Origin of the sequence: Streptomyces manipurensis (genome assembly GCF_049570255.1) — a bacterium.
Lineage (GTDB): Bacteria > Actinomycetota > Actinomycetes > Streptomycetales > Streptomycetaceae > Streptomyces > Streptomyces manipurensis.
In genome coordinates this window covers 1518387-1544311 of the sequence record NZ_CP186950.1, presented here as the reverse complement: position 1 = coordinate 1544311, position 25925 = coordinate 1518387, and the positions used below count along the sequence as shown (strand labels likewise).

Sequence of the window (25925 nt, the reverse complement as noted above, 5' to 3'; positions counted from 1 at the left end):
GCAGTTTAGGTCGTTCTACGGCTGTTTGACCCGTTGGGTGACCGCGATACAGACGAGAACCGCGCAGGCGGCGGCCGGCGCCGCGGGCGAGAGCCGCTCGCCCAGCAGCGCCACCGACCAGACCAGGGTCAGCAGCGGCTGGGCGAGCTGCAGCTGGCTGGCCCGGGGCGCCCCGATCTCCGCCATGCCCCGGTACCAGACGTACAGGCCGAGGAAGGTGGAGCCGGCCGCCGCCCAGACGAGCCCGGCCAGCCCGTGGCCGGTGAGGTGCACCGGCTCGTACGCGAGCCCCAGCACGGCGCCGGCCACGCTCAGCGGCAGGCACAGCACCAGCGCCCAGCCGACCACCTGCCAGCCCGGCATCTCCCGGGCGAGACGCCCACCCTCCGTGTAGCCCGCGGCGCACACCAGGAGCGCGGCGAAGAGGTAGCCGTCGCCGGCCGACAGGGATCCGCCGCTCTGTGCCAGGGTGAAGCCGAGGACCACCACGGCTCCCGCGACGGCCGCCGCCCAGAAGGCCCGCGGCGGCCGGTTCCCGGTGCGCGCCGCGGACAGCGCGGCCGTGGTCAGCGGCAGCAGGCCGACGACCACGGCCGCGTGCGAGCTGGTCGAGGTCTGCAGGGCCAGGGTCGTCAGCAGCGGGAAGCCGATCACGACCCCGCCGGCGACGACCGCCAGTCCGGCCCGGTGCTCGCGGGCGGGCAGCGGGACCCGCCGGGCCAGCAGGAAGGCGCCGGCGAGCGCGGCCGCCAGGACGCTGCGCAGCGCGACGAGCGACCACGGGCCGAAGCTCTCCAGCCCCCAGGCGGTGGCGGGGAAGGTCAGGGAGAAGGCGACGACGCCGAGCCCGGCCAGCGCGGTCCCGCGGAGCAGGGGGCTCTGGACCGCTATCGCGTCCGGGAGAGTAGCGCTATTCTGTGCTGTCATGTATGAGCGTAGCAGTGTGACGGAACTGGCGGAATCACTGCGTTCCGAGCTGGACCGCTACTCGATCGGTGGAAAGCTGCCGTCGAGCAGGGCCCTGGTGGAGCGCTACCGGGTCAGCCCCGTCACCGTGTCCCGGGCCCTGGCCCAGCTCGCCGCCGAGGGCCTCGTGGTCACCCGGCCCGGCGCCGGGGCCTTCCGCGCCGCGCCGCGCACGACGGCCGCGGCCTCCGGGGACACCTCCTGGCAGGAGGTGGCACTGAGCGCGGAGGCCTCCGGGGAGATCGTGCCGCGTTCGGTCGACGCCTCCGGGGTGCTCGCGTGCCTGGCCGCGCCGCCGCCGTCCGTGATCGGGCTCAACAGCGGCTACCTGCACGCGTCGATCCAGCCCGAGCGGGCCATGGCCGCCGCCCTCGCGAGGGCCGGCCGGCGCCCCGGGGCCTGGGAGCGGCCGCCGATGGAGGGGCTGCCCGAACTGCGCGACTGGTTCGCCCGGGAGATCGGCGGTGCGGTCTGCGCCGCCGACGTGCTGGTGACCGCGGGCGGGCAGAGCGCCCTGGCCACCGCGCTGCGGGCGCTCGCCCCGCCCGGCGCCCCGATCCTGGTGGAGTCCCCGACCTATCCCGGGCTGCTCGCCATCGCCCGGGCCTCCGGATGCCGGCCCGTGCCCGTGCCGGTGGACCCCGAGGGCGTCCGGCCCGAGCTGCTGGCCGCCGCGTTCGAGGCGACCGGCGCGCGGGTGTTCGTCTGTCAGCCGCTGTTCCAGAACCCGACCGGGGCGGTGCTGGCCCCCGGGCGGCGGGCCGAGGTGCTGCGGATCGCCCGGGCCGCCGGCGCGTTCGTGGTCGAGGACGACTACGCCCGGGCGCTGGCGCACGAGGACTGCGGGCCGCTGCCCGCGACCCTGGCCGCCGAGGACGCCGAGGGGGTCGTGGTGCACGTCCGCTCGCTCACCAAGGCCACCTCGCCCAGCCTCCGGGTCGGCGCGCTGGCCGCCCGCGGCCCCGTCGTGGAACGGCTGCGGGCCATCCAGGTCGTGGACAGCTTCTTCGTGCCCCGGCCGCTCCAGGAGGCCGCCCTGGAGCTCGTGGGCGCGCCCGCCTGGCCGCGCCACCTGCGCGCCGTCGCCGCCGAGCTGCGCCACCGCCGGGACGTGCTCGCGGGCGCCCTGCGGCGGGAGCTTCCCGAGCTGACCCTTCCCCATCTGCCGTCGGGCGGCTACCAGTTGTGGGCGCGGCTGGCGGAGGGCGACGAGACGGAGTTCGCGGGCGCCGCCCTGCGGGCCGGGGTCGCGGTGGCTCCCGGCCGCCCCTACTTCTGCGCCGAGCCGCCGGCCCCGTACGTCCGGCTGAGCTTCGCCGGGGTCTCGGGCCCGGGAGAACTCGCCGAGGCCGTACGGCGGCTGCGGTCCGGTCCGGGGGGCGCCCGGCCGTCCGGGCCGTCCGGGGTCCCGGCCGGGAACGCTTGACCGTTCGCCGTGCGCGGCCCACCATCACCGCATGCCTGTTCGGGTTTCGCTGGTGGCCGCAGCCCGCAGTTCCGCGCTGCTCGCCGAGCGCTTCGACGACGACCGCCCGCTGGACGGGGCCGGGTGGCGGTCGGTGGAGTCCGCCGCCCGCGGTCTGGTGCCGCTCGGCGCGGCCGAGCTGCGCTACTGCTCGCCGACCCCGCGCAGCCGGGCCACCGGGGAGGCCCTCGGGTACGCGCCCCTGGCCCAGCCCGCCCTGCGCGACTGCGACATGGGCCGCTGGCGGGGGCTGACCCTCTCCGAGGTGACCGCGCGCGAGCCCGCCGCGGTGGACCTGTGGCTGAGCGACCCGCGTTCGGCCCCGCACGGCGGGGAGTCCCTGCTGTCCTTCATCGCCCGGATCGGCGGCTGGCTCGACACCCGGCCCGCCGAGGACGGCGGCGCGATCGTGGCGGTGGCGGAGCCCGCGGTGGTCCGGGCGGCCCTGGTGTACGCGCTGAAGGCGCCCCCGCCGACGTACTGGAACGTCGACGTCCGGCCGCTGTCCACGGTGACCCTGACGGGCTGGTCCGGCGACTGGCACCTCAGCCTGCAGCCCCCGGCCTGACCGCGTACCGGCACCCGACGGTCCGGCGCCGTCCAACTCCGGGGCCGGGTCCGGACGCGACCGGCGGAATCGCCGCCGGAACGGGGGCTTTCCTGCTAGACATCTTTCCTGGGGCGCGCTGCGCGCCCGTTCCTCCGGCCGGGCCCTCCCGCGGAGATCAGAAACATTGCATAAAAGTGCGGACGTACGTATAGTCATGCCATCGATGAGGAGGGTCCGATGGTGGTACGTGCAGCGGTGGCCGGAGCGAGCGGATACGCGGGCGGAGAAGTCCTGCGCCTGCTGCTCTCCCACCCGGAGGTGGAGATCGGCGCGCTGACCGGCAACTCCAATGCCGGACAGCTTCTCGGCTCCCTCCAACCCCACCTCGTGCCCCTCGCCGGCCGCACCCTGGAGCCGACCACCCCCGAGGTCCTCGCCGGCCACGACGTCGTCTTCCTCGCGCTCCCGCACGGGCAGTCCGCCGCCGTCGCGGCCCGGCTCGGCGAGGACGTCCTCGTCGTCGACATGGGCGCCGACCACCGGCTCAAGGACTCCGCCGACTGGGACGCCTTCTACGGCGCCCCGCACGCCGGGACCTGGCCCTACGGCCTGCCCGAACTCCCCGGCGGCCGCGCGGAGCTGGCGGGCACCCGGCGCATCGCGGTCCCCGGATGCTTCCCCACCGCCGTCTCCCTCGCGCTCTACCCGGCCTACCAGGCGCGCCTCGCCGAGCCGGAGGCCGTGATCGTCGCCGCCACCGGCACCTCCGGCGCGGGCAAGGCCCTCAAGCCGCACCTGCTCGGCGCCGAGGTGATGGGCTCCGTCACCCCGTACGGCGTCGGCGGCGGCCACCGGCACACCCCCGAGATGGTCCAGAACCTCAGCCCGCTCGCCGGGCAGCGGGTCTCCGTCTCCTTCACCCCCACCCTGGTCCCCATGGCCCGCGGCATCCTCGCCACGTGCTCGGCCAAGGCCCTGCCCGGCACCACGGCCGAATCGCTGCGCGCCGCGTACGAGAAGGCCTACGCGGACGAGCCCTTCGTGCACCTGCTGCCCGAGGGCCGCATGCCCTCCACCAAGTCCGTCCACGGTTCCAACGCCGTCCACGTACAGGTCGCCTTCGACGCCTCCGCCCAGCGGATCATCGCCGTCAGCGCCATCGACAACCTCACCAAGGGCACCGCCGGCGGCGCGGTGCAGAGCATGAACATCGCCCTCGGGCTCCCCGAGCAGCTCGGGCTCTCGACGATCGGGGTCGCACCGTGAGCGTCGCACGCGCGGCCACCGGGCCGCAGACGACGACCATGGCCGCACCGGCACGCCGCGCGGGCGCAGAAGCGAACAAGGAGACACAGTGACGGTTACGGCTGCACAGGGATTCACGGCGGCGGGCATCGCCGCCGGGATCAAGGCCAACGGCAATCCGGACCTGGCCCTCGTGGTCAACCACGGGCCGCGCCTCGCCGCCGCGGGCGTCTTCACCTCCAACCGCGTCAAGGCCGCGCCGGTCCACTGGTCCGAGCAGGTCCTGCGCGGCGGGACGGTCAGCGCCGTGGTCCTCAACTCCGGCGGGGCCAACGCCTGCACCGGCCCCAAGGGCTTCCAGGACACCCACGCCACCGCCGAGAAGGTGGCCGCCACCCTCAACGGGTCGGGCACGGGCGCCGAGCACAACGCCGGCGAGATCGCCGTGGCCTCCACCGGCCTCATCGGCGTCCTGCTCCCGATGGACAAGCTCCTCCCGGGCATCGACACCGCGGCCGCGGCGCTGTCCGCCGACGGCGGCGAGGCCGCCGCCATCGCCATCAAGACCACCGACACCGTGCACAAGACGGCCACCGCCTCCCGCGACGGCTGGACGGTCGGCGGCATGGCCAAGGGCGCGGGCATGCTCGCCCCGGGCCTGGCCACCATGCTCGTCGTGCTGACCACCGACGCCGACGTGGACGGCGCCACCCTCGACAAGGCGCTGCGCGCGGCCACCCGCACCACCTTCGACCGGGTCGACTCCGACGGCTGCATGTCCACCAACGACACGGTGCTGCTGCTGGCGTCCGGCGTGTCCGGCCGGGTCCCGGCGTACGAGGAGTTCGCCGAGGCCGTGCAGAGCGTCTGCGGCGACCTGGCACGCCAGCTGATCGGCGACGCCGAGGGCGCCAGCAAGGACATCCGCATCGAGGTGATCGGCGCGCTCAGCGAGGACGACGCCGTCGAGGTCGGCCGCTCCATCGCCCGCAACAACCTGCTCAAGTGCGCCATCCACGGCGAGGACCCCAACTGGGGCCGGGTGCTGTCCGCGATCGGCACCACCCGCGCCGCCTTCGACCCGGACCGGCTCAACGTGGCCATCAACGGCGTCTGGGTCTGCAAGAACGGCTCGGTCGGCGAGGACCGCGACCTGGTCTCCATGAAGGACCGCGAGGTCCGCATCACCGCGGACCTGTCCCACGGCACCGAGTCGGCCGTCATCTGGGCCAACGACCTCACCGCCGAATACGTCCACGAGAACAGCGCGTACTCCTCATGAGCGACGAGAAGGCCGGGCAGCCCGGCACCGCACGCAAGCACACCGCCCTGCCGAAGGCGCAGATCCTCATCGAGGCCCTGCCCTGGCTGCGCCGCCACAACGGCAAGGTCGTCGTCATCAAGTTCGGCGGCAACGCCATGATCGACGAGGACCTCAAGGCCGCCTTCGCCCAGGACGTGGTCTTCCTGCACCAGGCGGGCCTCAAGCCGGTCGTCGTGCACGGCGGCGGCCCGCAGATCAACGCCCAGCTCGACAAGCAGGGCCTGGTCAGCGAGTTCAAGGCCGGCCTGCGCGTGACGACCCCGGAGGCCATGGACGTCGTACGGATGGTGCTGGCGGGCCAGGTCCAGCGCGAGCTGGTCGGACTGCTCAACCAGCACGGCCCGCTGGCCGTCGGCATGACCGGCGAGGACGCCCGCACGATCACCGCGACCAAGCACAGCCCGGAGATCGACGGCGAGCTCATCGACATCGGCCGGGTCGGCGAGATCACCGCCGTCGACACCGGCGCCATCGAGGCGCTGCTGGCGGACGGCCGGATCCCCGTCATCTCCTCCATCGCGCGCAGCGCCGACGACCACCACGTCTACAACGTCAACGCCGACACGGCCGCCGCGGCGCTCGCCGCCTCCCTCGGCGCCGAGACCCTGATGGTCCTCACCGACGTCGAGGGCCTGTACGCGGACTGGCCGCACAGCGACGAGGTCATCAGCCGGCTGACGGTCAGCGAGCTGGAGAAGCTGCTGCCCGAGCTCTCCAGCGGCATGGTGCCCAAGATGGAGGGCTGCCTGCACGCCGTGCGGGGCGGCGTGCGCACCGCGCGCGTACTCGACGGACGGGTCCCGCATTCGATCCTGCTGGAGATCTTCACCGACTCCGGCATCGGCACGATGGTCGTGCCCGACGGCAAGCCTGGGGGAACGCAATGACCAGTGGCACCGGCAACCGGGCCTACGGCGCGCGCTGGCAGGCCGCGCTCACCGACAACTACGGGACGCCCGCGGTCGCCCTCGTCCGCGGCGAGGGTTCCCAGGTGTGGGACGCCGACGGCAGGCAGTACACCGACTTCGTCGGCGGCATCGCTGTCAACGCGCTCGGCCACGCCCACCCGGCGATCGTCTCCGCCGTGACGGAACAGGTCTCCACCCTCGGCCACGTCTCCAACCTGTTCATCTCCGAGCCGGTCGTGGCCCTCGGCGAGCGGCTGCTCCAGCTCATCGGCCGCCCCGGCAAGGTCTTCTTCTGCAACTCCGGCGCCGAGTCCATCGAGGCCGCCTTCAAGATCGGCCGGCTCACCGGACGCACCCACATGGTCGCCACCGACGGCGGCTTCCACGGCCGGACCATGGGCGCCCTCGCGCTCACCGGCCAGCCGAAGAAGCAGGAGCCGTTCCTGCCGCTGCCCGGCGACGTCACGCACGTCCCGTTCGGCGACGTGGAGGCCCTGCGGGCCGCGGTCACCGAGGAGACCGCGATCGTCGTCATCGAGCCCATCCAGGGCGAGAACGGGGTCGTCGTACCGCCCGCCGGCTACCTGACGGCGGCCCGCGAGATCACCCGCGCCACGGGCACCCTGCTCGTCCTCGACGAGGTGCAGACCGGCATCGGCCGGTGTGGCCAGTGGTTCGAGCACCAGGCCCACGAGGACGTCGAGCCCGACATCGTCACCCTCGCCAAGGGCCTCGGTGGCGGACTGCCCATCGGCGCGGTGCTCGCCCTCGGCGCCACCGCCGACCTCCTGCGGCCCGGCCAGCACGGCACCACCTTCGGTGGGAACCCGGTCGCGTGCGCCGCAGGCCTCGCCGTCATCGACACCATCGCCACCGGCGGGCTGCTCGACCAGGTCAAGGCCCGCGGGGAGCGGCTGCGCTCCGGGATCGAGGGCACGGGCCACCCGCTGGTCTCCCACGTCAGGGGCGCCGGCCTGCTGCTGGGTATCGTGCTGACCGAGCCGCTCGCCGCCCGGGTGCAGCAGGCGGCTCAGGATGCCGGCTTCCTGGTCAACGCGCCCGCCCCCGACGTCGTACGCCTGATGCCCCCGTACGTGCTCACCGAGGCGGAGGCGGACGCGTTCGTCGGGGCCCTGCCCGGCATCCTTGACGCAGCAGGCGGGGACGGATCCGGAGAATGAGACGACGATGACCCAGGCGCAGGACAACGAGCACGGCGGACCGGCGGTACCCCAGACCCGCACCGCGCGCCACCGCCGGATCGTGGACATCCTCAACCGGCAGCCGGTCCGCTCCCAGAGCCAGCTCGCGAAGCTGCTCGCCGACGACGGGCTGAGCGTCACCCAGGCGACGCTCTCGCGCGACCTGGACGAGCTGGGCGCGGTCAAGATCCGCAACACCGGCGGCGAGCTGATCTACGCGGTGCCCAGCGAGGGCGGTTTCCGCACCCCGCAGGCACCGCTGGGCGAGTCCGCGAAGGAGGAGCGCATGCGGCGCCTCTCCGGGGAGCTGCTGATCTCGGCGGAGGCCTCCGCCAACCTCGTGGTCCTGCGCACCCCGCCCGGCGCGGCACAGTTCCTGGCCTCCGCCATCGACCAGGCGGAACTGAGCGCGATCCTCGGCACGATCGCGGGTGACGACACCCTGATGCTGATCAGCAGGGACCCCACCGGCGGCCAGGCCCTCGCCGACCACCTCCTGCGCCTGGCGCAGAAGGAGGGGTAGGGGGCGGCCGCGCCGGGCCCGCGGGTTCGGCGGTGCCGTCGGGCCCGCGGGTTCGGCAGTGCCGAAAATGATAAGATCGTGCCGGTTTTCGCTGCCCCCCGGCCAGCCCGGCCAGACCCCGCCGTCCGGGACGGCCGCGGCGGCACCGACGAGCACCCCCGACCCCACCGGGCCGGCCCTGCGACGCATCGACCCGGCCGAGCTCCGGTCCGCGGTGGAGCGCGCCGCCGAGGCCCTGTCGGTCCCCGGCGCCGTGGTGCTGCTCCGCACCCCCCAGGACACCTTCCGGGTGGCCATCGGCACCGCCGAGCTCGGCGCCGACCGGCCGCCCACCGCTGCCGACCACTTCCGGATCGCCTCCAACACCAAGACGATGACCGCGGCCCTGATCCTCCTCCTCGCCCAGGACGGCAGGCTCCGGCTGGACGACCCGGTGTCCGACCACGTCCCGGGCGTGCCGAACGGCGAGCACATCACCGTCGCCGACCTGCTGAAGATGCGCAGCGGCCTCTACAACTACACGGACGCGCCCGAACTCGCCGCGTCCCTGGACGCCGACCCGGGCCGGCCGCGGACCCCGCAGGAGATGCTGGCGATCGCCTTCGCCCGTCCGCCGGACTTCGCGCCCGGCACCGAGTACGCCTACAGCAACACCAACTACGCCCTGCTGGGGCTCGTCGCGGAGAAGGCGGGCGGCCGGCCCCTGGCGGAGCAGTTCCGGGACCGGCTCTTCGCCCCGCTCGGCCTCGCCGGGACCTCACTGCCCGGCATCCGCGACACGGCCCTCCCCGCACCCTCCTCGCACGGCTACATGTACGGCGGCACCGCCTACGCGCTGGTCGACGAGCCCTATCCGGCCGGGATGAAGGCCGACATCCGCGCGGGCCGGCTGAAGCCCACGGACTACACCCGCCAGAACCCCTCGTACGCCACCGCCGCGGGCGGCGCCGTCTCCACCGCGGACGACCTCGCCACCTGGATCCGCGCCCTGACCACCGGCCGGGTGCTCGGCCCCGCCGCCCAGCAGCAGTGGCGCGACAGCCCGCAGGCGGAGGACCCGGCCGCGCCGGACGGGCAGCGCTACGGCTACGGCATCGCCCGCCAGAGCTTCGGTCCCCGGGCCTCGATGTACTTCCACGGCGGGGAACTGCCGGGCTTCAACTCCTTCATCGGGCACGACCCGGACAACGACGTCACCCTCGTCGTCTGGACCAACCTGACCGTCTCGCCCGACGACCGGACCACCGCCCAGGCCATGCTGCCCACGATCCTCAACCGGATCTACACCGGCATGGACCTCCCGGGCGCGTACTGACCGGTGCCCGCCCCGCCCGGAAGTGACTCGCCGTCACGCCATGGCCCGTGGTTCCCTTCCGGGGTGAACACGGAGAACCCCGAGAGGTCCGGCCCGCACCCCGGCGTCCGGCGGCGGACCGACGGCGACCTCGCGGAGTGCGTGCGGGTCCTCGCCGAGGTCCATGCGCAGGACCGCTACCCGCTCGACTGGCCCGACCGCCCCGCCGCGTGGCTGTCCCAAGGACCCGTACTGGGCTCCTGGGTCGCGGAACTCGACGGCCGCCTCGCCGGGCACGTGAGCCTCTCCCGCGCCGGCGACGACGACCTGGCCCCGGGCCTGTGGAGCGAACGGAGCGGCGCGGCAAGGGAGACGGCCGCCGTGGTCGGCCGGCTCTTCGTCGCCCCGGCCGCGAGGGGCCACCGGATCGGCGCACTCCTCATCGGCCGGGCGGTCCGGGAGGCACACGACCGCGGGCTGCACCCGGTGCTGGACGTCGTCACCTCCGACACCGCCGCGGCCGCCCTGTACGAGCGCCTCGGCTGGCAGCGGATGGCCACGGTCGACCAGCACTGGGACCACCGCACGGTGACCCTCGCCTGCTACACGGCACCGTCCTGACGTCCACCCGGAACTTCCGGCGCGCTAGTAGCGGGTGACGTCCAGTTCCCCGGACTGCGTGCCGATCGCGATGTGCGGGCGGCGTGCCGGGTCGGCCCAGCGCAGGATCTCCCGCATGGCCTCCTCCGGCACGGACACGCAGCCGGCCGTGGACCCCTCGCCGTCGGCGTGCAGGAAGATCCCCGCTCCCCGCCCGCGCACCGGCCGGTCGTAGTTGAAGGAGATCAGCACCGCGTGCGCGTACTGCTTCTCGTACGTCACCAGGTGCTCGGCCTCGCCGGGCGCGCAGTCCGCGGGGAGCGGTTCCACCCAGCGGTTGTACGCCGTCGACCCGTTGTCCTGGCACCACCAGGAGTCCTCGGTCACCGGCCGGTAGTCCAGCTGCGTACCGGCCGGTGCCCGCCGGATGCCGAAGGCGTACGGGAGGGCGTACAGGCCGGCCGGGGTGGTGCTCGTGCCCTGCCTCCGCGTGCTGCCCTCGGTCAGGCCGTTCTTCCCGAAGCGGGCCGGCGCGCTCCCGGCCTCGTACCAGTGCCCGGCCCGCAGGTCCCACCAGGTGAGCCGGCCGGTCGTGGACCCCGGTGCGGGCGCCACGGCGGTGACCAGCTGGCTCCCGCCCCCGGTGTCGGCCAGCCGCGCGGGCAGCGGGCCGGACACGGGCGAAGGGGCCTGCGGGAGAAGGGCGGTGACGATCAGTGAGCCGGTGACGAGAACGGTACGCAGCACATGTCAGACCGTACGCGGCGGAAGGGGCAGGGGCAGCGCAGGCAGGCCGTCGACACTCGTCTCGATGAAGTCCTTCTTCTCGCAGTACGCGGCGAACTCCTCGTCCGTCTTGCGGCCCAGGAACTCCGCGTGGAGCGTGCGCTCGCCCTGGTACTCCATCAGGGGGACCGCGTAGCCGCACACATCGGCGATCCGGCGGGCGCGCACCAGGATGATGGCCCGGGCGCCGGGCCCGTCGGCGTCGGCGAAGAGACCGATCAGCTCGGCCCAGCGCGGGTCGTCGCGGAAGACGGCCTCGCCGTCGCCGTGGATGCGCACGATGTTCGGCGGCCCGCTGAAGGCGCACCACATCAGGGTGATCCGGCCGTTCTCGCGGACGTGCGCGATCGTTTCGGCGCCACTGCCGCCGAAGTCCAGGTACGCGAGGCGCTCCTCGTCGATGACGACGAGCGTCCCGGCGCGGCCCTTGGGGGACAGGTTGACGTGGCCGTCACCGGAGAGGGGTGCGGTCGCGGTGAAGAAGACCGGCTGCGCCTCGATGAAGCTGCGCAGCCGGTCGTCTATGCGTTCGTGGAGTTTTCCCATGGGCCGATTATCGGCCCGGACCGCTTCCGTCGTCCGGAACCAGCAGCGCGCGGCGGAGGTTGCGCATCACGTTCTCGCCGACCAGGCCCGTGCACCGGTCCAGCAGCACGCCCACCTCCGGGTCGAGGAGCGGCAGGGCCGGCGGCCACGGGTCCGTCAGCAGGTTCCGCGCCCGTTCGGCGGCCGCCCGCCGCACCCCCGGGTCCTCGTCCGTCAGCAGCTCCACCGACGCCCGCAGCGCACCGATCCCGCCCTGCGCGTGCAGCAGCCGGTGCGCGGCCCTGCGGGTGTGCACGGGCCGCCCGGGGGCGATCCGTGCCGTCAGCAGGTCGGCGGGCAGCGACGCCGCGACCGGAACGAGGGAGAGCGAGGCCTCCCGGGCGACCGAGGGTGACGGATCGTCGAGCAGCGGCAGCAGCAGTGCCACGTCCGGCAGCTCCAGGGCGCGCAGCCCGGCCAGGGCAGCGGCGCGTACGGCGTCCCCGCCGCGGCCGGGCCGGGCCAGCAGCGCGTGGAGCAGCGGGCCGTCGCCCGTCCCCCCGCACTCGACGAGAGCGGTGACGGCGTACGGGGTGATCCGCCCGGGGTCGGTCACCAGCGCCAGGCAGTGGTCGTAGGGGTCCCCGCCCTCCTGGCGGACGAGCCAGCGGGCGCAGGCGCGGACCGGCCCGGAGCGGTCGGCCAGGAAGGCCGCGGCCTCGGCGCCGCGCCCGGCCCCGCGCAGGGCGGTGACCCCGGCGGCCCTGACCAGGGGCAGGTGCCCGGCCAGCAGGAAGTCCACGGCCGCGCCGTCCGGCCCGTCGGCGGCCATCGCGGCCAGGGCCGCGTCGGTCCACAGGGCCGCGGTGACCGGATCCTGCTCCGCGCCCGCCCGGCGCGCGAGCTCCCGTACGCCGAAGGCTCCGGCCGCGAGGGTGAGTCCGGCGGCGAACCGCCGGGTCGGCAGGTCGCCGCTGCGCCGCAGCCAGGCCAGGACGGTGTCGGGCTCCTCGCCGGTCATCGTGCGCGCGGCCCGGGCCGGACGCCACCACCGGGCGGGCCGCGGCGGCCGCCACCAGGGGGCGAGCACCGGGTCGTCGGCGCGCAGGGCCGCCGCGAACAGGTCGCGCGCCCATGTCCCGCGCTCGCGCCGGGCCAGCCGGAGCACGAGCGGCGTGAGGCCGATCAGGGTGCCGGCGGGGTCGTCGGCCAGTGCCTGCGCGAGCACCTCGCGGGCGCGTCCGCGCACCGCGGGGACCCAGTCCGCGCAGCGGACCGCGACGAGCGGGAGCGGCGGGCGGGGCGCGTCCAGGGCCGCCGCGCGGACCCGGCCGTCCGGGTGGCACAGGCGGACCTCGATCCGTCCGGCGGCGGGGGAGCCGAGGGGCGCGGAGCCGCGGCGGACCTCCCCGTCGAAGGCGAGCCACCCGAGGGGCTGCGCCGGGAGGCGGACGCCGCCGATGCCCACGCGTTCGCCGCGCAGGACGGCCCGCGCCGCGTCCCGCCCCTCGGCCGCCTCCCGTACCGTCCCGGCACCCATCCGCCCCGCCCTTCTTCCGTCCTCCGGTCCTGCGCGGGCCCCTGTCCCGGTCCCCGGTCCCCGTTCCGGTCCGCAGATCCTAGGCGCGCCCCCGGGGCCGGTGCGCGCGGATATCCGCCGGTGGGATGGGTGCCGGAGGGGTGCCGGGGAGGGGCGGATTGACGAAACATACGGAGCAGTGCATAGTTATGCCTGTCGTTGGATGGATCCCGCGCCCTGTCGCCGAAGATCCCGGCCGGGCGCGACCCGGCCCGGTCCCCGTCGTTACGCGTACGAAGACGGCCTTCCCGCTACCTCCGCGGCGGGGAGGCCGTCGCACATCCACACCATGCACGCGGTCCTGAGGAGCAGTAGTGGTGAGCAGCAACAACGGTGGTGACGTCCGGCTCTGGGGCGGCCGGTTCGCCGACGGCCCGGCCGAGGCCCTGGCGAAGCTGTCCGCGTCGGTCCACTTCGACTGGCGCCTCGCGCCGTACGACATCGCGGGTTCCCGGGCCCACGCCCGGGTGCTGCACTCGGCGGGCCTGCTCACGGCCGACGAGCTGGAACGCATGATCGCCGGCCTGGACCGGCTGGAGGCGGACGTCGCCGACGGCTCCTTCACCGGCACCGTCGCCGACGAGGACGTCCACACCGCGCTGGAGCGCGGCCTGCTGGAGCGGCTCGGCGCCGACCTCGGCGGCAAGCTGCGGGCCGGCCGCTCCCGCAACGACCAGGTGGCCACCCTCTTCCGGATGTACCTGCGCGACCACGCCCGGATCATCGGCGGGCTGATCGCCGACCTCCAGGACGCGCTGGTCGGCCTCGCGGAGAGCCACGCGGACGTCGCCATGCCGGGCCGGACCCACCTCCAGCACGCCCAGCCCGTGCTCTTCGCCCACCACGTCCTCGCCCACGTGCAGTCCCTTTCCCGGGACGCGGAGCGGCTGCGGCAGTGGGACACCCGTACCGCGGTCTCCCCCTACGGCTCGGGCGCGCTGGCCGGATCCTCGCTGGGCCTGGACCCGGAGGCGGTCGCCGCCGACCTGGGCTTCGAGCGGGGCTCGGTCGGCAACTCCATCGACGGCACCGCCTCGCGGGACTTCGTCGCCGAGTTCGCCTTCGTGACCGCGATGATCGGGATCAACCTCTCCCGGATCGCCGAGGAGATCATCATCTGGAACACGAAGGAGTTCTCCTTCGTGACCCTGCACGACGCCTTCTCCACCGGCTCGTCGATCATGCCGCAGAAGAAGAACCCCGACATCGCCGAGCTGGCCCGCGGCAAGTCCGGCCGCCTCATCGGCAACCTGACGGGCCTGCTCGCGACCCTGAAGGCGCTGCCGCTCGCGTACAACCGGGACCTCCAGGAGGACAAGGAGCCCGTCTTCGACTCCTGCGACACCCTCGAGGTCCTGCTGCCCGCCTTCACCGGCATGATGGCGACCCTCACGGTCAACCGGGAGCGGATGGAGGAGCTGGCCCCGGCGGGCTTCTCGCTCGCCACCGACATCGCGGAGTGGCTGGTCAAGCAGGGCGTGCCGTTCCGGGTCGCGCACGAGGTGGCCGGTGAGTGCGTCAAGGAGTGCGAGGCGCTCGGCATCGAGCTCGACGAGCTGTCGGACGACCAGTTCGCGAAGATCTCCGAGCACCTGACCCCCGAGGTCCGCACCGTCCTCAACGTGCCGGGCGCCCTGGCCTCCCGCAACGGCCGCGGCGGCACCGCGCCGTCGGCGGTCGCCCTCCAGCTCACCGAGCTGAAGGCCGACCTGGTCATCCAGCACGCCTGGGCGGTCCACAAGCAGTAGGAGTCACTGCCCGACAAGCCGCCGCCGCCCTGCGTCCCGCACGCCCGTCGAACCGGTACCGGGCCTGTACGTCCGCACGCGGCGGAATGCCCGGAGGGGCGGCCGGAGCATCGCGCTCCGGCCGCCCCTCCGGCGCGTCCGCGTCCGGTGCGACCGCTCGCCGACGCGTCCGTCCGCCGGGTCACCGCGCCCAGTCGGCCAGGGTGTCGAAGTCCGCCCGGGTCAGTCCGACCTGCTCGTCGATGCGCAGCAGCAGGGCGTGTGCCGGGTGGTGCCGCTCGACGTACTCGCGGTCCGCCGGCGTGATGTCGTCGTCGATCCAGGCGAAGGGCCGCTCGCCCGCGTAGTCGAGGACGTACTGCGTCTTCCAGAAGGTGCCGCGCGGCGCCCGTCCGTGCATCTGCGGCCAGTCGACGAACGGGAGGCGGGGCAGGCCCAGGTGCGGGCCTATCCAGTCGTTGGCCTCGTCCTTCCAGGTGGTGGCCCACACCAGGTCGTAGGCGTCGGCGAGGGCGAGCAGCTCGGCCCCGTGGTCGTGGTTCAGCCAGACCCGCAGCGGCTTCACGCTCTCCTTGGCGCTCCAGCCGGTGGGGCGCATCCGGTGGGTGGTGTAGCCCTCGGGCCGGCGCTGCGGCTGTGCCGCATAGGGGTTCAGGGGTCCGTCCACGTCGATCAACAGCAGGGGCTTCATCTCGGCAGGATGTCCTTCCGGCCGCCCGGGGGCAGCTCATTTTTCGACCGAATGAGACAGTGGAGTCTCATTCGGGGTATGCTTGTCTCATGGCCATGGATCGTGACCAGGTGCTCCGCGATGCCGCGGCCCTGCTTTCCCGCAAGTCGACCGCGACGATGGACGAGGTCGCCCGCGCCGCAGGCATCGGCCGCGCGACCCTCCACCGGCACTTCGCCGGACGCGACGCCCTCGTTCGGGCCCTCGAGGAACTCGGCATCCGTGAGTTCGAGTCGGCCTTCGACCGGGCCCGCCTCGACGCGGGATCCGCGACCGAGGCCCTCCGGCGCCTGGTCGCCGAAACCGAGCCCAACGCCCAGCTCCTCGCCTTCCTCGTCACCGAGAACCAGCTCTTCGAGGGCGACGAGGTCAACGAGGGCTGGGCCCGGCTCGACGCCCGCGTCACCGCGCTCTTCCGGCGCGGCCAGGAGGAGGGCGACATCCGGATCGACCTGAGCCCGGCCTGGCTCACCGAGGCCCTCTACGGCCTCGTCGGCAGCTGCGCCTGGGCCGTCATGGACGGCCGGGTCGCCGCCAAGGACTTCCAGTACATGATCACCGAGCTGCTGCTCGGTGGCGCCCGACGGAGTGTGGAGAAATGACCCGTAGCGAACTGCTGAACCGTCAGACGGGGGTGGAGGGGAAGAGTCGCGGACGCTGGCTCGCCCTGTCCGTGCTCGTCCTGGCCGTGCTGCTGGTCGCGGTGGACGCCACGGTCCTCGGACTCGCCACGCCCGCCCTCAGCGAGGACCTCAAGCCGTCCGGGACCCAGCTCCTGTGGATCGGCGACATCTACTCCTTCGTCATCGCCGGACTCCTGGTCTCGATGGGCTCCCTCGGCGACCGGATAGGCCGCAAGAAGCTGCTCCTGACCGGTGCCACCGCCTTCGGCATGGTCTCGGTCCTGAACGCCTACGCCACCAGCCCCGAGATGATGATCGTCGCCCGGGCCCTGCTCGGCGTGGCCGGCGCGACCCTGATGCCGTCCACCCTCGCGCTCATCCGCAACATCTTCCACGACCCCAAGGAGCGCAGCCTCGCGATCGGCATCTGGGGCGCCACCGCCTCGGCCGGCGCGGCCGTCGGACCCGTCGTCGGCGGAGCCCTGCTCCAGCACTTCTGGTGGGGCTCGGTCTTCCTGATCAACCTCCCCGTCATGATCGCCCTCGTCGTCGTCGGCAGCAAGCTGCTGCCCGAGTCCAAGAACCCGGTCGCCGGACCCTGGGACCTGGTCAGCGTGGCCCTGTCCCTGGTGGGCGTCATCGGCGTGGTCTACGCCGTCAAGGAAGCCGCCACCCACGGCCTGACCTGGGAGGTCGCGGGCACCGCGCTGCTCGGCGCCGGTGCGCTGTACGCCTTCGTCCGCCGCCAGCTCACCCTGTCCTCCCCGCTGCTCGACATGCGGCTCTTCCGGCACCGCGGCTTCTCCGGCGCCGTCCTCGCCGACCTCCTCACCGTCTTCGGCCTCTCCGGGCTGGTCTTCTTCCTCTCCCAGTTCCTGCAGCTCGTCCAGGGCCGCGACCCACTGGAGGCGGGCCTGGCCGAACTGCCCGCCGCCATCGGCGCCGTGGTCACCGGACTGGTCGCGGGCCGCTACGCCCGCAAGTACTCGGTGCGGTCGATCGTCGCGGGCGGCCTGGCCGCCATCGGCCTGGCCCTCGGCGTGCTCACCGTGATCCACAAGGAGACCGGCTACCCGCTGCTCGGCGCGGCCCTGCTCGTCGTCGGCCTCGGCGCGGGCTTCTCCTTCACCGTCACCGCCGACGTCATCCTCTCCAGCGTGCCCAAGGAGCAGGCCGGTTCGGCCTCCGCCGTCTCCGAGACGGCGTACGAGCTCGGCGCCGCCCTCGGCATCGCCCTGCTCGGCTCCATCGTCACCGGCGTCTACCAGTCCTTCACCGCCCCGACGTCCGTCACCGGGCCGGTGGCCGACGCCGCCCACGACTCCCTCGGCGGAGCCGTCGAAGCGGCCAAGTCCCTGGACCCGGCCACCGCCGGCCAGATGGTGGGCGCCGCCCAGGACGCCTTCGTGGACGGCCTGCGCCTCGCCTCCGGCGTGGGTGCGGCCGTACTCCTGGCCACCGCCGCGGCCGCCTGGTTCCTGCTCAAGGGCCAGCGGCTCCAGGAGGGCCTCCAGCATTGATCCGCGCGGGCGGACCGGCCGTCGCGGCCGGTCCGCCGCCGCGGTGGCGAACCCGCATCGCCTCCCTCCGCAGGCACTTCCGTGCCGTAGCGATTCAGACATCACATGATCTTCCGGCCTTTTGTGGCCATCCACGCTGATCGGCCTTCATCGGGCCAACACGCCGTGTATGTTCTCGAACTGGTCGGGAGGCGTTGCGACGCGCCCGGGCTGGAAGATTCTTTCGCTGGGGGAGCGTTCGGGCCGGGGCGGCATCCGGCCGCTCCGGCGCAAGGGGTCCCTCCGCGAACGGAGTTGACAGTCCGTCGAACACCGGGACACCATCCCAGTCGATGGAGATCAACGACCTGACCCCGGCCGAACGCCGCATCTGGGAAGCCTTCCCGCGCGGCGACGGCGTCGACTTCCGCGAGCACCCGGAGGACAGCTCCGTCGACGGAGCCGGCTGGGGACCTCAGCGCACGGTGCGCGCCGAGGTGCTGCGGGCCATCCTGCTGGGCGCCGCCCCGGCGGTGGAGGGCCACGTCGCCGGACTGAAGATCAAGGGCGCGAGGATCGTCGGCAAGCTCGACCTGCGCTACGCGGTCGTCGACCACGCGATCCGGATGCGCGACTGCTGGTTCGAACGCAAACCGCTGCTGTACGGGGCCCAGCTCCGCGCCCTCGTCCTCGGCTACTCCACCCTGCCGGGCATGACGGCCGGCAACCTCCGCGTCGACATCGTCGTCCGCCTCAGCTGCTGCCGCATCAGCGGCCCGGTCCGCCTGGCCGGCGCCCGCCTGTCGGGCGGCCTCTTCCTCCAGGGCGCCGTCATCGGACCCGCGGCCGGCGAGGAGGCGGACGAGCCCGCCCTCCAGCTCAACCACGCCGAGATCGGCACCGACATCATCGCCAACGACCTCACCGTCCACGGCCAGCTGCGCCTCAACGGGGCCGTCGTCGGCGGCCAGGTCAGCCTGGACCGGGCCCGGCTGCTCGCCCCCGGGGGCATCGCCCTGCACGCCGAGACCCTGACCGTCGGCACGGACCTGCGGGCCCACCGGATGGAGGCCCGCGGCATGGTCAACCTCACCGGATCCCGGATACCCGGGCAGCTCCACCTCAGCCGCGCCTCGTTCTCCCACCCCGACGGCTTCGCCCTGAGGGCCTCCAGCTGCGTGGTCGGCGAGCTGTGGCTCAAGGGCTGCGAGACCGTCGAGGGAACGATGAACCTGCGCCGCTCCCAGCTCGACCTGCTGCACGTGCGGCCCGAGACCTGGCCCGCGCGCATCGGCATCGACGGGCTGACCTACCGCACCCTCGCCCCCCACCTGCCCGCCGAGGAGCGGCTGCCCGCCCTGGAACGCGAGGAGTCCGGCTACCTCCCATACGCCTACGAACAGCTCGCCGCGGCCTACCGCACCGCCGGCGACGAGGCGGCGGCACGCACGGTCATGCTCGCCAAACTGCGCCGCCACCGGCGCACCCTGCCCCGGCACGCGCGGGTCTGGGGACTGCTCCAGGACGCCACCGTCGGATACGGCTTCCGGCCGCTGCGGGCCACCGGCTGGCTGGTCGCGCTCCTGCTGACCGGCACCGTCGCCTACGCGCTCACCCCGCCGCGGCCGCTCAAGGCGGGGGAGGCCCCCGACTTCAACGCCGTCTTCTACACCATCGACCTGATGCTGCCGATCATCGGCTTCGGGCAGGAGGCCGCCTACGCCCCGGCCGGCTGGTACCAGTGGCTGTCGTACCTGCTGATCGTGACCGGCTGGATCCTCGCCACCACCACGGCGGCGGGCGTCAGCCGGTCCCTGCGCCGCCAGTGAGGGCTGCGCCGGCGGTGAGGGCTAGGCCGCCTTCGCCTTGGTCGCGTACATGTCGACGTACTCCTGGCCCGACAGGCGCATGACCTCGGCCATCACGGAGTCGGTGACGGCCCGCAGCACGTAGCGGTCGCGGTCCATGCCCTCGTAGCGGGAGAACTCCATCGGCTCGCCGAAGCGGACGGTGACCCGGCCCGGACGCGGCATGCCGGCGCCGCCTGGCTGCAGCTTGTCCGTGCCGATCATCGCGAACGGCACCACCGGGGCGCCCGTCATCAGGGTGAGGCGGGCGATGCCGGTACGGCCCCGGTAGAGGCGGCCGTCGGGGGAGCGGGTGCCCTCCGGGTAGATCCCGAAGATCTTGCCTTCCTCGAGGATCCGGCGGCCCGTCATCAGCGCGGCGACGCCGCCGTTGGCCCCGTCGCGGTCGACGGGGATCATCCCCGCGCCCGTGAAGAACCAGGCCATGGCGCGGCCCTTGAGGCCCTTGCCCGTCACGTACTCGTCCTTGCCGATGAAGTGGACCGTGCGGTCGCACACCAGCGGAAGGATCATCGAGTCGATGAAGGTGAGGTGGTTGCCCGCCAGGATCACCGGACCGGAGCCGGGGATGTTCTCGATGCCCTCCACACGGGTGCGGAACATCATGCGCATGACCGGTCCGACAGTGGCTTTGATGAGCTTCGTACGGAACAACGTGGGCCCTCCGGCATCGAAAAGCGGCGCGCGCCCCGACCGACGGCAGGGGCGCAGGTGAGGACGATACTCGCGGGTCCGCTCCGAGCGCACATCGGGTTCACGTGTCGGATACGCATTGTTGACGCGCGTTTTCGCCAAGTTCTCCGCCCGTGCCTCCCGCGCACCCCCCGCGGACACCCGGGTTTGCCTACCATCGGCACGCCGATCACGACCATCACGGCCCGTAGGGCCTCCATGACGAGGAGTGGCACTCATGACGCAGGGTGGGGCAGCGCGGCGCACGGTCCTGGGGGCGGCCGCGCTCGTGGCCGGGACGGGCATCACCGGGCTCTCGGCGGTGCCGGCCGCCGCCGCGGGCGACGGCGGAGCGGACGGTGACGGCGGCTACCGGGACCTCCCGTACCCCACCGTCATCGGGCACCGCGGCGCCAGCGGCTACCGGCCCGAGCACACGCTCGGCTCCTACCAGCTCGCCCTCGACCTGGGCGCGGACGTCGTCGAACAGGACCTGGTGCCCACCCGCGACGGCCACCTCGTGTGCCGCCACGAGAACGAGATCGGCGGGACCACCGACGTCGCCGACCACCCCGCCTTCGCCTCGCGGCGCACGACGAGGACCGTGGACGGCGTCTCCGTCACCGGCTGGTTCACCGAGGACTTCACCCTCGCCGAACTGCGGACCCTGCGCGCGAAGGAACGCATCCCGGCCGTCCGCCAGCGCAACACCCTCTACGACGGCCAGTGGGCCGTGCCCACCTTCGAGGAGGTGCTCCGCTGGGCCGACCGCGAGGGCCGGCGCCGCGGCCGCCGGGTCTGGCTGCACGTCGAGACCAAGCACCCCAGCTACTTCCGCGGCCTCGGCCTCGGCCTGGAGGAGCCCCTGGCCCGGCTGCTGCGCCGGTACGGCCGCGACGGCCGCAACGCCGCGGTCTTCCTCCAGTCCTTCGAGCCCTCCAGCATCCAGCGGCTCTCCCGGCTGGTCGCGGCGCCCCGCGTCGTCCTGCTGTCCGCGGCCGGCAGCCGCCCCTGGGACTTCGAGCAGGCCGGCGACCCGCGCACGGTCGCGGACCTGGTCAGGCCCGAGGGCCTGAAGTGGATCGCGGGCTTCGCCCAGGGCATCGGCCCGACCATGGACCTGATCCTGCCGCGGGACGCCGACGGCCGGCTGGGCCGGCCGACCACCCTGGTCAGGGACGCCCACGCCCGCGGACTGCTGCTGCACCCCTATACCGCGCGCAACGAGAACACCTTCCTGCCGGCCGAGTACCGCAGGGGCACCGATCCGGCCGGGTACGGGGACGCCCTCGGCGCCTTCCGCACCTACTTCGAGCAGGGCATCGACGGGATCTTCACCGACAACCCCGACACCGGGCTGTACGCGGCGGAGGCCTTCCGTCCGGGCCGCCGCCCCGTCAACCGCTAGGCGCACCTTCCCGAACGAGTGGGCCGGCGGCGGACGTGAAACCGCCGCCCCCGGCGCGCACGTCCCGCCCGGCATGGACCTGTTGAAGGACCCCGATCTCGTCAGCGAACTGGGCCCGCTGCTCTCCGCGGAGGCGGCGGCGGAAGCACCGGGCGCCGGCATGGACGCCGCGGACCTCGAACAAGCCGTCTGGGTCAGGCTGCTGGAGAGCGGCCGCCGCGCCCCCGACCCGGAGGACCCCGCCGAACCGGCGCGCTGGCTGCGCCGGGCCGTCCGGGCCGAGGCCCGCCGGGCCCGGCGCCGCGCCCGGCGGGAGATCCCCTACGGCCGGCGCCGGCACCCCGGGGAGCCGGGAGACCGGGCCGGTGGCGGGGGCGGTGCCGACGACGCCGGCCGGCAGCCGGAACACGCCCTGCTGAACGGGGAGGACAACCGGGCCCTCCGATCGGCCGTCGCCCGGTTGCCCGGACGCTGCCCGGAGCTCATGAAGGCACTTCTTTCGCCCAGAGACCTCACCTACCGTGAAATCGCAGGAGAGTTGGGTATCTCACAAGGAAGTTTAGGGCCCGTGCGTTCCCGTTGCCTGGGATGTCTGCGCAGAATGCTCGCGGCAGAGGTTGCGGCTCCTGACCTTCGGGGAAAGGAGCGGTAGACCAACGGGCTACCAGGTGAGCTGGAGGCATGCGCACATGGGCATGAGCGTGACCATTTCGGCGGCGACTGCCGAGGACGCCGAGCAGATCTTCAAACTGCAGTACCTGGCCTTCCAGCGCGAGGCCGAGCTGTACGGCAACTACCTCATCCAGCCGCTCACCCAGTCCCTCGACTCCCTCAAGGGGGAGCTCGCGACCGACACCGTCCTGGTCGCCCGGCTCGGCGACGAGGTGGTCGGCACCGTGCGCGGCAGCGTCGACGAGGACGGCACGGCGAAGATCGCCAAGCTGTGCGTCCACCCCCGCCTGCAGGGCCACGGGCTCGGCGCCCGCCTGCTGCGCTCGGTGGAGCAGGCCCTCGCCGGTCCCGGCATCGCCACCCGCTTCCGCCTGCACACCGGCCACAAGAGCGAGTCCAACCTGCGCCTCTACCGCAAGGCCGGCTACGTCCGGGTCGGCGGCCGCACGGCGTCCGACGGCGTGCAGCTGGTGATCCTGGAGAAGGAAGCCAAGGACCCGACCGATTTTGCGGTCAGCGCCTAGGACCGGTCGCCGGACCCGGCGGGACCCGGCCTGATCAGGGCCGGGTCAGCGCTTCGCCCGGAGCCAGAGCATCCCGGTGACCGGGAGGATCACCGGGATGAACAGGTAGCCCATGCCGAACTCGGACCACACGGTCGTGTCCGGGAAGGAATCGGGCCGCAGCACGGTCCACGTGCCCACGGCCAGTACGCCCGCCAGCTCCACCGCGCAGCACACCAGCGCCGCCTTGCGGGCGGTCTCCCCGCCGCGCACCAGCGAGTACGTGATGAACGCGTACGCCAGTGCCGCCACGGCGGACAGCGAGTAGGCCAGCGGGGCCCGGTCGAACTCGGTGGAGATCTGGTAGGCCGAACGCGACACCGCGCCCACCACCATGACCCCGTACAGCCACACCAGCAGCAGTCCGGGCCCGGAGACGAGCCGCTTGCGCCCGGTGGGGGTGGCGGTGGTCGTGTCAGCGTCAGGCACCGGTGGTTCCCCAGATGTCGTAGAGCCGTACCTCGAGGACGGCGAGGACGACCGCGCCCGCGGCCACCGTCACCGAGCCCCACTTGGTCCGCTCGGTCAGCGAGAGCAGCCCGGCGGCCGGTACCGCGGCGAAGGCGCCGAGCAGGTACGCCACGAAGATCACCGAGCCCTCGTCGGGCTTCTCCCCCCGGGCCAGCCGGACCAGTCCGATCACCAGCTGGGCCAGGACCAGCACGGTCACGACGGCCATGCCGATGAAGTGCCAGTCCTTGGTCGGCTGGTCCCGCCAGGCGGCGTGGGCGCACCAGGCGGCGAGGGCGAGAGCGGCCACGCCGATGGCGACCGTCAGGGCGTCGAGCATGCAGCGAGGGTATTACGGGCCCGGCGGGCCGCTGTGCGCGCCCCTGGGGAGGGGCGCCTGCGGAGCCCCGGCCGACGGGCCGGGGCCGGCCCGGGCGCGGGTCCGTGAGCCCCCGGCCGGGCAGCGCTCCGGACGCCGTGGTCTTGACCACAAAGGACCCCCTGACGGGCCATCCCGAGACCACCTCGCCTGGTGCCCTTCCGGTGGCGTCGGCGCAGGTCAGGTACGGGGACGCGGGCGTGGGACAGGGTGCCGGTGGTGACCTGCGGTGTCCGGTATGCGGCCGAAATGCGTCCGCTATCCGGACAACTTTGATCGGTGACGGGATGTGTCTGCTTTACTGGGGCCCATGACCACGACGAGCAGCCGCACCCTTGCGACCGAGGCGACCACGACGCCCGGTGCTCGTTGTATGTGTCGAATGTGCGCCTTCTGAGGGCCCCTTCCTGAGTCCCGCGCCCCGAAGCGGGACCAGCCGCGCAAGTACGTCACCAGCTGATGAACAGCTCGGCCCACTGCTGCCCCGCGCATGCGTAGAGACCATCGATTTCTGACGGTTCGTCCCGTATCGCGTCCCCAGATGTTTGCCCCGTGCCGGCACCCCGCTGCGCCGCGCACTCGACAGCGACGGAATTCCTGTGATCACCACATCGGGCCTCACGAAGGTCTACCAGTCCCGTGGCCGCGAGGTCACCGCCCTGGACGGCGTCGACCTCCACGTCCGGCCGGGAGAGGTCTACGGCGTCATCGGCCAGAGCGGCGCGGGCAAGTCCTCCCTCATCCGCTGCGTGAACCTGCTGGAGCGACCCACCACCGGCACCGTGCACGTCGACGGCGTCGACCTCACCGCGCTCGCCGGCCGGGGCCGCCGCGCGGGCAAGGAGCTCCGCGAGGCCCGCAGCCGCATCGGCATGGTCTTCCAGCACTTCAACCTGCTGTCCTCGCGCACCGTCCAGGCCAACGTCGAACTGCCCCTGGAGATCCTCGGCGTCTCCGGCCGCGAGCGCTCCCGCAAGGCCCTCGAACTCCTCGACCTGGTCGGCCTCGCCGACAAGGCCAAGGCCTACCCCACCCAGCTCTCCGGCGGGCAGAAGCAGCGCGTCGGCATCGCCCGGGCCCTGGCCGGCGACCCCAAGGTGCTGCTCTCCGACGAGGCCACCAGCGCCCTCGACCCCGAGACCACCCGCTCCATCCTGAAGCTGCTGCGCGACCTCAACCAGCAGCTCGGCCTCACCGTGCTCCTCATCACGCACGAGATGGACGTCGTCAAGACCGTCTGCGACTCGGCCGCCCTGATGAAGAAGGGCCGCATCGTCGAGTCCGGCACCGTCGCCGAGCTGCTCGCCACCCCCGGCTCCGAGCTCGCCGGCGAGCTCTTCCCGGTCACCGGCGCCGCCTCGGGCCCCGACCGCACGGTCGTCGACGTCACCTTCCACGGCGAGGCCGCCGCCCAGCCGGTCATCTCCCAGCTCTCCCGCACGTACAACATCGACATCTCGATCCTCGGCGCCGCGATGGACACCGTCGCCGGCCGGCTGATCGGCCGCATGCGCATCGAACTGCCCGGCCGCTACGAGGACAACGTCGTGCCCGTGGGCTTCCTGCGCGAGCAGGGCCTCCAGGTCGACGTCGTGGACGAGATCGACAACGAACTGGCCGAACTGGCCGAACTGGCCAAGGACGGTGCCAAATGACCTGGTCCGAGATGCAGCCCCTGCTCACCCAGGGCACGTACGACACCCTCTACATGGTGCTGTGGTCCACCCTGGTGACCGTGCTCGGCGGACTGCCCATCGGCATCCTGCTGGTCCTCACCGACAAGGGCGGACTGCTGCAGAACCAGCCGCTGAACAAGGTGCTCGGCGTGATCGTGAACATAGGCCGCTCGCTGCCGTTCATCATCCTGCTGATCTTCCTGATCCCTGTCACCACGGCCGTGGTCGGCACCTTCATCGGCCCCACCGCCATGATCGTGCCGCTCGCCATCGGTGCCATCCCCTTCTTCGCCCGGCTTGTCGAGACCGCCGTCCGCGAGGTGGACCACGGTCTCGTCGAGGCCGTCGAGTCCATGGGCGGCGGCGTACCCACCCTGGTCGGCAAGGTGCTCCTGCCCCAGGCCCTGCCCTCGCTCGTCGCCGGAGTGACGACCACCGTCATCACCCTCGTCGGCTACTCCGCCATGGCGGGCGCCGTCGGCGGCGAAGGCCTCGGCTCCAAGGCCATCACCTACGGCTTCCAGCGCTTCGAGACCGGCTTCATGGTGGCCACCGTCGTGGTCCTGATCGTCCTCGTCACCGTGGTCCAGCTGATCGGCGACGGCGTCGTGCGCCTCCTGGCCCGCCGCGGCCGGACGGCCTGACACCGCCGGACCGCCCCCCCCCCCGA

26 protein-coding genes are annotated in these 25925 nt (G+C 73.3%); 18 read left to right on the top strand and 8 right to left on the bottom strand.

The window, feature by feature from the left end:
* Positions 1–15 precede the first annotated feature (15 nt).
* Complete coding sequence (locus tag ACPU2J_RS07115) at positions 16–927, bottom strand: DMT family transporter (protein ID WP_420081325.1); 912 nt, start codon at positions 925–927, stop codon at positions 16–18.
* Between ACPU2J_RS07115 and ACPU2J_RS07110 the strand changes: the two genes are divergently transcribed.
* From ACPU2J_RS07110 to ACPU2J_RS07070, 9 genes are all read left to right on the top strand, one after another.
* Positions 926–2392: a PLP-dependent aminotransferase family protein gene (locus ACPU2J_RS07110; RefSeq protein WP_420081326.1), complete on the top strand. Its 1467-nt coding sequence runs from the start codon at positions 926–928 to the stop codon at positions 2390–2392. The genes ACPU2J_RS07115 and ACPU2J_RS07110 overlap by 2 nt on opposite strands.
* 31 nt (positions 2393–2423) lie before the next feature.
* A complete protein-coding gene (locus ACPU2J_RS07105; RefSeq protein ID WP_365078443.1) occupies positions 2424–2999 on the top strand; it encodes a histidine phosphatase family protein in 576 nt (191 codons plus the stop codon).
* Positions 3000–3218: 219 nt separating this feature from the next.
* Positions 3219–4247 (top strand): N-acetyl-gamma-glutamyl-phosphate reductase, encoded by a 1029-nt coding sequence (gene argC, locus ACPU2J_RS07100; RefSeq protein WP_423832964.1) that lies wholly within the window; start codon positions 3219–3221, stop codon positions 4245–4247.
* A gap of 88 nt (positions 4248–4335) precedes the next feature.
* Positions 4336–5508, top strand: a complete 1173-nt coding sequence (argJ, locus tag ACPU2J_RS07095; protein ID WP_423832963.1) for a bifunctional glutamate N-acetyltransferase/amino-acid acetyltransferase ArgJ — start codon at positions 4336–4338, stop codon at positions 5506–5508.
* Positions 5505–6437 carry an acetylglutamate kinase gene (gene argB / locus ACPU2J_RS07090; protein WP_361604990.1) on the top strand — a complete coding sequence of 311 codons (933 nt, stop codon included), beginning with the start codon at positions 5505–5507 and terminating at the stop codon, positions 6435–6437. The genes argJ and argB overlap by 4 nt, the downstream gene beginning before the upstream one ends.
* Positions 6434–7639 carry an acetylornithine transaminase gene (locus tag ACPU2J_RS07085; protein WP_361604987.1) on the top strand — a complete coding sequence of 402 codons (1206 nt, stop codon included), beginning with the start codon at positions 6434–6436 and terminating at the stop codon, positions 7637–7639. Before argB ends, ACPU2J_RS07085 begins: the two co-directional genes overlap by 4 nt.
* A 7-nt stretch (positions 7640–7646) precedes the next feature.
* The gene (locus ACPU2J_RS07080; protein ID WP_361604984.1) at positions 7647–8183 is read left to right on the top strand and encodes an arginine repressor; all 537 of its coding nucleotides are present in this window, start codon (positions 7647–7649) and stop codon (positions 8181–8183) included.
* A gap of 67 nt (positions 8184–8250) precedes the next feature.
* Entirely contained in the window at positions 8251–9498 is a 1248-nt protein-coding gene (locus ACPU2J_RS07075; RefSeq protein ID WP_423832962.1) for a serine hydrolase domain-containing protein, read from the top strand.
* Positions 9499–9561: 63 nt separating this feature from the next.
* Positions 9562–10098 (top strand): GNAT family N-acetyltransferase, encoded by a 537-nt coding sequence (locus ACPU2J_RS07070; protein ID WP_420081331.1) that lies wholly within the window; start codon positions 9562–9564, stop codon positions 10096–10098.
* Between the two features lie 24 nt (positions 10099–10122).
* Here the strand turns inward: ACPU2J_RS07070 and ACPU2J_RS07065 are convergent, their stop codons facing one another.
* The 3 genes from ACPU2J_RS07065 to ACPU2J_RS07055 are packed head-to-tail and all read right to left on the bottom strand — an operon-like array spanning position 10123 to position 12928.
* Positions 10123–10821: a L,D-transpeptidase family protein gene (locus ACPU2J_RS07065; RefSeq protein WP_389077718.1), complete on the bottom strand. Its 699-nt coding sequence runs from the start codon at positions 10819–10821 to the stop codon at positions 10123–10125.
* A 6-nt stretch (positions 10822–10827) separates the two neighbouring features.
* On the bottom strand, positions 10828–11409 hold the full coding sequence (locus ACPU2J_RS07060) for a pyridoxamine 5'-phosphate oxidase family protein (protein ID WP_365078451.1): 582 nt from the start codon (positions 11407–11409) through the stop codon (positions 10828–10830).
* Positions 11410–11416: 7 nt separating this feature from the next.
* Positions 11417–12928 carry a hypothetical protein gene (locus ACPU2J_RS07055; protein ID WP_423832961.1) on the bottom strand — a complete coding sequence of 504 codons (1512 nt, stop codon included), beginning with the start codon at positions 12926–12928 and terminating at the stop codon, positions 11417–11419.
* 356 nt (positions 12929–13284) lie between these two features.
* Between ACPU2J_RS07055 and argH the strand changes: the two genes are divergently transcribed.
* On the top strand, positions 13285–14715 hold the full coding sequence (argH, locus tag ACPU2J_RS07050) for an argininosuccinate lyase (RefSeq protein ID WP_361604972.1): 1431 nt from the start codon (positions 13285–13287) through the stop codon (positions 14713–14715).
* A 181-nt stretch (positions 14716–14896) separates the two neighbouring features.
* Here argH and ACPU2J_RS07045 read toward each other — a convergent pair whose 3' ends face one another.
* Complete coding sequence (locus ACPU2J_RS07045) at positions 14897–15406, bottom strand: HAD domain-containing protein (protein ID WP_423832960.1); 510 nt, start codon at positions 15404–15406, stop codon at positions 14897–14899.
* A gap of 89 nt (positions 15407–15495) precedes the next feature.
* Here ACPU2J_RS07045 and ACPU2J_RS07040 point away from each other — a divergent pair, with 89 nt between their 5' ends.
* From ACPU2J_RS07040 to ACPU2J_RS07030, 3 genes are all read left to right on the top strand, one after another.
* Complete coding sequence (locus ACPU2J_RS07040) at positions 15496–16047, top strand: TetR/AcrR family transcriptional regulator (protein ID WP_361601381.1); 552 nt, start codon at positions 15496–15498, stop codon at positions 16045–16047.
* Positions 16044–17588, top strand: coding sequence for an MFS transporter (locus ACPU2J_RS07035; RefSeq protein ID WP_420081335.1), 1545 nt, complete (start codon positions 16044–16046; stop codon positions 17586–17588). Before ACPU2J_RS07040 ends, ACPU2J_RS07035 begins: the two co-directional genes overlap by 4 nt.
* 332 nt (positions 17589–17920) lie before the next feature.
* Complete coding sequence (locus ACPU2J_RS07030) at positions 17921–19396, top strand: membrane-associated oxidoreductase (protein WP_423832959.1); 1476 nt, start codon at positions 17921–17923, stop codon at positions 19394–19396.
* 21 nt (positions 19397–19417) lie between these two features.
* Here ACPU2J_RS07030 and ACPU2J_RS07025 read toward each other — a convergent pair whose 3' ends face one another.
* The gene (locus tag ACPU2J_RS07025; RefSeq protein ID WP_361601393.1) at positions 19418–20047 is read right to left on the bottom strand and encodes a lysophospholipid acyltransferase family protein; all 630 of its coding nucleotides are present in this window, start codon (positions 20045–20047) and stop codon (positions 19418–19420) included.
* Between the two features lie 298 nt (positions 20048–20345).
* On the opposite strand from ACPU2J_RS07025, the gene ACPU2J_RS07020 reads away from it, so the two are divergent.
* From ACPU2J_RS07020 to ACPU2J_RS07010, 3 genes are all read left to right on the top strand, one after another.
* Positions 20346–21515, top strand: coding sequence for a glycerophosphodiester phosphodiesterase (locus ACPU2J_RS07020; RefSeq protein WP_420081337.1), 1170 nt, complete (start codon positions 20346–20348; stop codon positions 21513–21515).
* Positions 21516–21588: 73 nt separating this feature from the next.
* Positions 21589–22167 carry an RNA polymerase sigma factor gene (locus tag ACPU2J_RS07015; RefSeq protein ID WP_365493153.1) on the top strand — a complete coding sequence of 193 codons (579 nt, stop codon included), beginning with the start codon at positions 21589–21591 and terminating at the stop codon, positions 22165–22167.
* A 37-nt stretch (positions 22168–22204) separates the two neighbouring features.
* Positions 22205–22711, top strand: a complete 507-nt coding sequence (locus ACPU2J_RS07010) for a GNAT family N-acetyltransferase (protein ID WP_420081338.1) — start codon at positions 22205–22207, stop codon at positions 22709–22711.
* Between the two features lie 45 nt (positions 22712–22756).
* Here the strand turns inward: ACPU2J_RS07010 and ACPU2J_RS07005 are convergent, their stop codons facing one another.
* Together ACPU2J_RS07005 and ACPU2J_RS07000 are read right to left on the bottom strand one after the other, a co-directional pair.
* On the bottom strand, positions 22757–23179 hold the full coding sequence (locus ACPU2J_RS07005) for a hypothetical protein (RefSeq protein ID WP_365136527.1): 423 nt from the start codon (positions 23177–23179) through the stop codon (positions 22757–22759).
* Positions 23172–23540, bottom strand: a complete 369-nt coding sequence (locus tag ACPU2J_RS07000) for a hypothetical protein (protein WP_420081339.1) — start codon at positions 23538–23540, stop codon at positions 23172–23174. Before ACPU2J_RS07000 ends, ACPU2J_RS07005 begins: the two co-directional genes overlap by 8 nt.
* Before the next feature lie 638 nt (positions 23541–24178).
* On the opposite strand from ACPU2J_RS07000, the gene ACPU2J_RS06995 reads away from it, so the two are divergent.
* Together ACPU2J_RS06995 and ACPU2J_RS06990 are read left to right on the top strand one after the other, a co-directional pair.
* Complete coding sequence (locus tag ACPU2J_RS06995) at positions 24179–25234, top strand: methionine ABC transporter ATP-binding protein (RefSeq protein WP_361601411.1); 1056 nt, start codon at positions 24179–24181, stop codon at positions 25232–25234.
* Complete coding sequence (locus ACPU2J_RS06990) at positions 25231–25899, top strand: methionine ABC transporter permease (RefSeq protein ID WP_361601414.1); 669 nt, start codon at positions 25231–25233, stop codon at positions 25897–25899. The genes ACPU2J_RS06995 and ACPU2J_RS06990 overlap by 4 nt, the downstream gene beginning before the upstream one ends.
* The last annotated feature ends 26 nt before the right edge of the window (positions 25900–25925 follow it).